At 41.2% G+C, this 7,335-nt stretch carries 5 protein-coding genes and 1 pseudogene; 4 read left to right on the top strand and 2 right to left on the bottom strand.

Annotated elements, in window-relative coordinates; translation table 11 throughout:
* Window positions 1-446 (top strand): annotated as a pseudogene (locus tag A2003_RS03940) (class I SAM-dependent methyltransferase); the annotation flags it as partial.
* A gap of 43 nt (window positions 447-489) precedes the next feature.
* Here A2003_RS03940 and A2003_RS03935 read toward each other — a convergent pair.
* Entirely contained in the window at window positions 490-1,800 is a 1,311-nt protein-coding gene (locus tag A2003_RS03935) for an alpha/beta fold hydrolase (RefSeq protein ID WP_099948070.1), read from the bottom strand.
* 355 nt (window positions 1,801-2,155) lie between these two features.
* On the opposite strand from A2003_RS03935, the gene A2003_RS03930 reads away from it, so the two are divergent.
* The 3 genes from A2003_RS03930 (at window position 2,156) to pta (ending at window position 7,049) form a co-directional block, all read left to right on the top strand.
* Complete coding sequence (locus A2003_RS03930; RefSeq protein ID WP_204379022.1) at window positions 2,156-3,421, top strand: glutamate-5-semialdehyde dehydrogenase; 1,266 nt, start codon at window positions 2,156-2,158, stop codon at window positions 3,419-3,421.
* Between the two features lie 285 nt (window positions 3,422-3,706).
* Window positions 3,707-4,882 carry an acetate/propionate family kinase gene (locus A2003_RS03925; RefSeq protein WP_286686838.1) on the top strand — a complete coding sequence of 392 codons (1,176 nt, stop codon included), beginning with the start codon at window positions 3,707-3,709 and terminating at the stop codon, window positions 4,880-4,882.
* A gap of 31 nt (window positions 4,883-4,913) precedes the next feature.
* Window positions 4,914-7,049, top strand: a complete 2,136-nt coding sequence (pta, locus tag A2003_RS03920; protein ID WP_286686837.1) for a phosphate acetyltransferase — start codon at window positions 4,914-4,916, stop codon at window positions 7,047-7,049.
* Between the two features lie 68 nt (window positions 7,050-7,117).
* Here pta and A2003_RS03915 read toward each other — a convergent pair.
* The coding region (locus A2003_RS03915) for an EamA family transporter (protein WP_286686836.1) at window positions 7,118-7,335 on the bottom strand (218 nt) is incomplete at its 5' end.

Below are 7,335 nucleotides of genomic sequence, written 5' to 3'. Positions count from 1 at the left end.
ATGATGTACTTTCTGTTGATTTATTTACCGAAGCCTTTGCTTCTGCATTTACAGTTTTTGATCCTCATCGTCCCTTGGTTGTGATCAGTGAAGGTTTAATCAACTATTTTGAAAAACCATTACTACAGCAACTCATTCAAGCTATTGCCAATTACGGTCGTGATTTTAAACAATTACATTATCTCACTGACCTTTATCCCGAACCCACCCAAAATAAACTAGCTACAATTATTTGGAATAGCAGCAGATTACTGAAATGGATGTCGAGAAGCGCTTTTAGCTTTCATTTCAAAACACCAAAAGAAGTTGAACATTTTTTCCACGAAGCAGGTTTTCATCAAGTTATCGTGCAACAGCCTAAACAATTTTTTGAAAATGTAAGGTTGGAAAATTCAGAACAACATTTAGGTGATCTTGTATGGATGATTAAAGCATCAAATTCTTAAAATAAAAAAGTGGTCATATAGACCACTTGTTTTTTCACAATAATTAAGCTTGTTTCTGACGCTCAATAAATCGAAGCAAACGATCTGCAACTTCAAAATTACCATGTTTAAATAAAATACGTAATCCTTGCTCAGTTGCATCAAAGATTAAGCATTCGATTTTAAAGTCGCCCTCTTCATCAGATAAATGCAATGCAAGATCACGTGGATGTTGCTTCACAAACTCTAACTGCTCAAGTTGTTCCAACTTTAAGTAAACACCAAAGAAAGTAATATCAACAATTTCTACTGCTGCTTCTGTCACATCATGGCGATGTGATAACTTAGAATGAGGATTGAGTACAGGAATACGCTCTTCACCACGACGTTCAATTTTTTTCATTTGATCACGTGTCATCGTGATAATTCCATCAAGATTGTCGATGGATTCACCCTTTAAAAAGGACGTAAACAAATTCATGGTTTCTTTGCGACGCTGTAATTGAGGCACATGATCAGCATTTGCAATTAAAGCAAATTCCATGTTCTCACACTGAAGCGCAAAATCAGCATTTTCGTGAGGCAAAGTAAAACTATCGTACTGTCCTGCAGCTACCAAAGTTTTACACTGAGGTACAGGTACATCACTTAAGCGCAACAAACGATTGCAGTTGATTTCATAACGCTCACGCTCCGTCGCGGTAAAATCTGCCATCTGTCTAAAGAACAAGCGCTTAGCTGTCGGAGACATCCGTGTTTTATCAAGCTTAGCATGATTTACAAGGTACAAAATCACTGCCTGACCAAACTCCTCCATGCGGTCTTCTCGCATGAGGTGAAGTGATTCTTCAAGTAGCATACGCCAGCTTTTACGGGTCTTTTGCATCACACCCATCAATACCATACGGTCAACCAATTCCGGTCGTTGATAGGCAAATGATGATGCGACAACCGAACCCAATGACATTCCCATCACGGAAACTTTCTCAATTCCGACGATATCAAGCCATTGACCGAGCATCTTAGACAAATCTGGTAATTCTAAAATTCCAGCGGACTCACCTGTATCAACATTGCGAATCTGCTGATTTGCACCCATTGACGGTAAGTCGATTAAAATAACAGGCCCACTCTCAAAGAGTTGCTCAACACAATACTTATAAGAGTTAAAGTTTTGAAATGCGCCCCCGACAATTACAATTGGCGTATTGTTGATCGTTTTAGGATCTGCAATTGCCATATATTCAATTTTCCAACCATCTATCCATGTTGTACGCGCTGGTTGTTTAAAACTGTTTTTATTGTAAATGTCGAAAAAACCAAAACCTGTATAGGTATGATTTAAATCCGAGTCCATTTGGATAATGGAATTCATATCCTTCCTCCATCCTTGTTTATTTTTCTGCTGCAAGAGTCTCATTTTTGGCGATTTCTACTTGCAAATTAACAAATTTATAAAATTTGTATTACATTTATCCTCTACATTTTTCATTCTATACAAATGCACGTTTTATACGCAATCATTTCCTTCACCACTCGTCCTGTTTAAAGCAATAATCTTTTGCAAAATATTTTACCTAAGGTTTATATTTAACATGTGCATCTCATTTATATAAGAAAAATTGCGCTAATTAACAATTTATAATTTCTTGAATTATGAGTTCAGGCTATTCATTGTTCTTCATTTGACTGTTACTATCATTATAAATACATGCAATCGTTAAAATGCTATGCAAGATTCTATTGAAAACTATATGCAACAGGTTGGTACTCAGGCACGTCGTGCGTCTCGAGTTTTAACTAGTGCATCCACTCATTTGAAAAATCATGCACTGTCTGCTATTTACACGGCTTTGGAAAATAACCAAGCGCAAATTTTAGCAGCCAATCAAATTGATATGGAAAATGGGCGCCAACGCCAATTAGATAATGCGCTTTTAGATCGCTTGGAATTAACCCCTGCTCGTTTTAAAGGGATGTTACAAGGATTAAAAGATGTCATTGCTTTGGTCGATCCTATTGGTGAAATCACAGATCTTGCTTATCGCCCCTCAGGGATTCAACTCGGAAAAATGCGTGTACCGCTCGGTGTAATTGGAATGATTTATGAATCACGTCCAAACGTAACACTTGAAGCAGCATCATTAGCTTTAAAATCGGGAAATGCCATTATTTTACGTGGCGGTTCTGAAGCACTTGAATCCAATAAAGCGATTGCAACAGCAATTCAACATGGTTTACAGGTTTCTGGGTTACCTGAACATGCAGTTCAAGTTATTGAAACATCTGATCGTGCTGCAGTTGGTCATTTGATCACAATGACTGAGTTTGTTGATGTGATTGTGCCACGTGGTGGTAAAAGCCTCATCGAACGAATTAGCAATGAAGCTCGCATTCCTGTGATTAAGCACTTAGATGGCAATTGCCATGTATTTGTTGAAGCTCAAGCAGATTTACAAAAAGCGTTACCAATTGCATTAAATGCCAAAACACATCGTTATGGTGTGTGTAATGCGATGGAAACACTTTTGGTTGATGAAGTGATCGCAGAAGAGTTCTTACCGAGTATTGCTGAACTTTACGCAGAAAAACAAGTTGAACTACGTGGTTGCGCTGAAACTCAACGTATTCTTGGCGATTCAGTAAAAACGGCGACTGAAGAAGACTGGTACACAGAATACTTGGGGCCAATCTTGGCGATTAAAGTTGTCAGTGGCATGGATGAGGCGATTGATCACATTAATAAATATGGTTCACATCACACTGATGCCATCATCACTGAAAATTTCAGTTTAGCGCGTGAGTTCCTTGCTCGAGTAGACTCAAGCTCAGTCATGATTAATGCTTCGACTCGTTTTGCGGATGGTTTTGAGTATGGTCTCGGTGCCGAAATTGGTATTTCAACCGATAAAATTCATGCACGTGGTCCAGTTGGTTTAGAAGGCTTAACGTCACAAAAATGGATTGTATTTGGTGATGGTCAAATTCGTCAATAAGATAATCCTAGAATAGAACGGACAAACACGATAAAGCATCATTTTGATCTTTATCGTGTTTTTATACAAAAGATACGCTTAAAACAAACAAATCAATTAAAAGAACATTTTAATTTACAGACTATACTGATCAGATTCAATTATAAATCAGTTGTATAGGCTAAAGTCTATCTTCGCCTAAGTTACAACCCATGTTAAAACATTGCGCTTGATTCCACTGCCCCATGCGTTGCAGCAAGATCAAAGTGTTCGTCATAAAATTTAAAATCAGTTAGGTGTTCAAACGTGGCTAAATCTGTACTTGTAATTAACTGTGGTTCATCGTCGATCAAATATGCGCTTGTTTCAGAACGTCGTGAAGATCGTATTTATGGCTTGGCAGAAAACTTAGGCTCTGCTGATGCGCGTATTAAGGGGGTAACGGTCGGTGGAGAACCGCTTGAATTATCAATTCCACATGCAGACCATGCCAAAGCGTTGGAAACTTTGTTAGCTCGTTTAGCAAATTATAATCCTCAAGCAATTGGACATCGTGTGGTACATGGTGGAAATCTAACGAAAGCCGAACTTTTAACACCTGAAATCGTGAAGCGTATTGAAGCAGCCACACCACTTGCACCTCTACACAATCCTGCGCATTTGATAGGAATCGAAGCAACCATGCGCTTATTCCCAGAATTACCGCAAGTTGCTGTTTTCGATACTGCATTCCACCAAACGATGCCTGAACGTGCATATCGTTATGCATTGCCACAAAATTTATATACTGAACATCAAGTACGTCGTTATGGCTTCCATGGAACTAGCCATGCCTATGTCACTGAACGTGCCAGCGAACTTGCAGGTGCCAAAAATCAAGGCGGCTGGCTCAGCGCTCACCTAGGCAATGGCAGTTCTACTTGTGCAGTTTGGAATGGTCAAAGCCTTGATACCTCTATGGGTATGACACCTTTAGAAGGTGTAGTTATGGGTACGCGTAGCGGTGATGTTGATCCAAGCCTGCATTTATTCCTAGCAAACAATCTGGGTTGGGACATTCAAAAAATCGACAACATGCTCAACAAGGAAAGTGGTCTACTCGGTCTGTCAGGTTTGTCCAATGATATGCGCACACTGGTGGAAGCCTCTGAAAAAGGTCATGAGGGTGCCACCCTTGCCATCGAAGTATTCTGTTATCGTCTGGCAAAATCATTATCTGCCTTAAGTTGTGGCCTGCCTCATTTAGATGGATTGGTGTTCACTGGCGGCATTGGTGAAAATTCTGCCTATGTGCGTGAAAAAACGCTCGCTTACCTGCCTCATTTTGGCCTGCAATTCAGCAAGGAAAATAATGATACTTTGACTCGTGGCACAGAGGGACGCATTGATGGAGGAACTGGTCCACAAATCTGGGTGATTCCAACTGATGAAGAAGGTCGTATCGCCAAAGAGACCCGTCAGGTGCTTGCACAAATAGCTTAAACAATCATATTTAGATAATACCAAGGTCATTATGAATACAATTTTACTGATTCCTACAGGTGAGGGTGTTGGTTTAACCTCTGCCTGTTTAGGCATGATTTACGCACTGGACTGTAAAGGAATTAATGCGGGGTTCCTCAAGCCATTTTCACAAATTGCAGATACGACGGTTGACCGCACTACCACCCTATATCGTCATCTATTCCATCGTCGTTCGGTTGAACCGATTACTTATGAAAGATTGACTCAACTGATTGCATTAGGTGAGACAGATGAACTGCTTGAAGAGGCGGTTGCATTGCATCGCCAGATTGCGGTTGATCATGATGTAATTATTGTCGAGGGCCTTGTTCCCAATGGACAAGACCATTTTGCCAGTGAAATCAATGCTGCGCTTGCGCAGGCGCTGGATGCCCAGGTGGTTTTGGTCAGTACCGCCGATCTTGCTGATCCACGCAAGACAGCAGAAAAAGTCGATGCCCATCTACGTCAGTTTGGCGGCGCAGCCTCACCCCGCACTACAGGGGTTCTGTTCATGCGAACCAAGGGGCTTCCAGACGGCACGGCTGAAATTCCTGTCACACTTGACCCAAGCCTACGTCTGGACCAGCAAATTGCCGAATTTTCATTAGAGCTGCAACGCTATAACCGCTTTATGGGAACAGATGAATTGCCAATTATCGGTCTGGTTCCATTCAGCAATATCCTGAGTGTGCCACGTAGTTTAGACATTGCATCGGTGGTTGATGGGACTTGGTTACACGAGGGTGAAGCAAAGCAACGTCGAATTCTTCATACCAGCTTGATTGCTTCAGATATCGAAGCCGAATTGCAAAAATTCGTTGCTGGTGAGCTGATCATCAGTGCAGCACAGCGAACTGACACTTTACTTGCAGCCAGTGTCGCAACTAGCAACGGGATTCCTTTAGCTGGATTAGTTTTAACAGAACAATCGGCCCCAGCGAATAACGTTCTAGAGTTCTGCCAAGGTGCCATAAAACAAGGTTTACCTATTTTACACACACCTTTAGATACGCTAGAAACTGCTCAGCGCTTGCACCATTTTGGTAATGAAATCCCAGTCGATGATACTGAGCGTGCTGAACAAGTAACTCGCTTTGTTTCTAGTCATATTGATAATAACTGGCTTGATCAACACACTCAGAATAATCTACATCCACGATTATCCCCATCCGCTTTCCGCTATGAGTTGGTACAAAAATCGATTGCAGCCAAAAAGCGTATCGTTCTACCCGAAGGTGATGAACCACGCACTGTTCAAGCTGCTGCAATTTGTCAATCTCGCGGAATCGCGCACTGTATCTTGCTTGCAAAACCAGAATCAGTTGCTGAGGTTGCAAAAGCACGTGGCATTCAACTACCAAGTGATTTAGAAATTATTGACCCTGACAGCATTCGTGACCAATATATTGAACCGATGGTTGAATTGCGTAAAGGTAAGCTTGATGCACTACAAGCTAAAGCTCAACTGCAAGACACTGTGGTTCTCGGTACGATGATGCTAGCACTTGATCAGGTTGATGGTTTAGTTTCAGGTGCCATTCATACAACGGCCAATACTGTACGTCCAGCATTTCAATTAATAAAAACTGCACCAAATTACTCACTGGTTTCATCAATCTTTTTCATGCTATTGCCTGATGAAGTCTATGTATACGGTGACTGTGCAATTAATCCTGATCCAAATGCTGAACAGCTTGCAGAGATTGCGATTCAATCGGCTGATTCTGCAAAAGCTTTTGGTCTCGATCCTCGTATTGCAATGATCAGTTATTCAACAGGAACTTCGGGGACTGGTGCGGATGTGGAAAAAGTTGCAGAAGCGACTAAAATTGCAAAACAACGCCGCCCTGACTTATTGATTGATGGTCCTTTACAATACGATGCAGCGTCCGTTGAAAGTGTCGGTCGCCAAAAAGCACCAGACTCGCAAGTAGCTGGTCGCGCCAACGTATTTATTTTCCCTGACCTCAACACAGGTAATACCACCTATAAAGCGGTACAACGTGCTGCCAATGTTGTAAGTGTCGGCCCGATGCTACAAGGCTTAAACAAGCCTGTAAATGATTTGTCTCGTGGCGCTTTGGTCGATGATATTGTGTTTACCATTGCCTTAACAGCAATTCAGGCAAAGCAACAAGACTAGTCCGACCTTTTTGCAATAAAGAAAAAGCCATCACTTGATCAAAGGTGATGGCTTTTTTATGTTCTTAGTTATGAAGTTTTAATTGCTCTGAATCGTGGCAGTTTGATAAAGAAAATTGCATTACCACATAAAATGAGAATCACACCAATCACCGCATTCATTTGCCAGTGATAACCTTCCCATATAGTCGATATAACCAACGCTACCAAAGGAAATAACAAGGTACTATATGCAGCTTTCCCCGCTCCAATTCGACCAACCAAATAAAAGTAAGCCGTAAAGCCAA

It is taken from the genome of Acinetobacter sp. GWC1_38_13 (assembly GCF_001767535.1).
Lineage (GTDB): Bacteria > Pseudomonadota > Gammaproteobacteria > Pseudomonadales > Moraxellaceae > Acinetobacter > Acinetobacter junii.
This window is presented reverse-complemented; position numbering and strand designations above follow the sequence as displayed.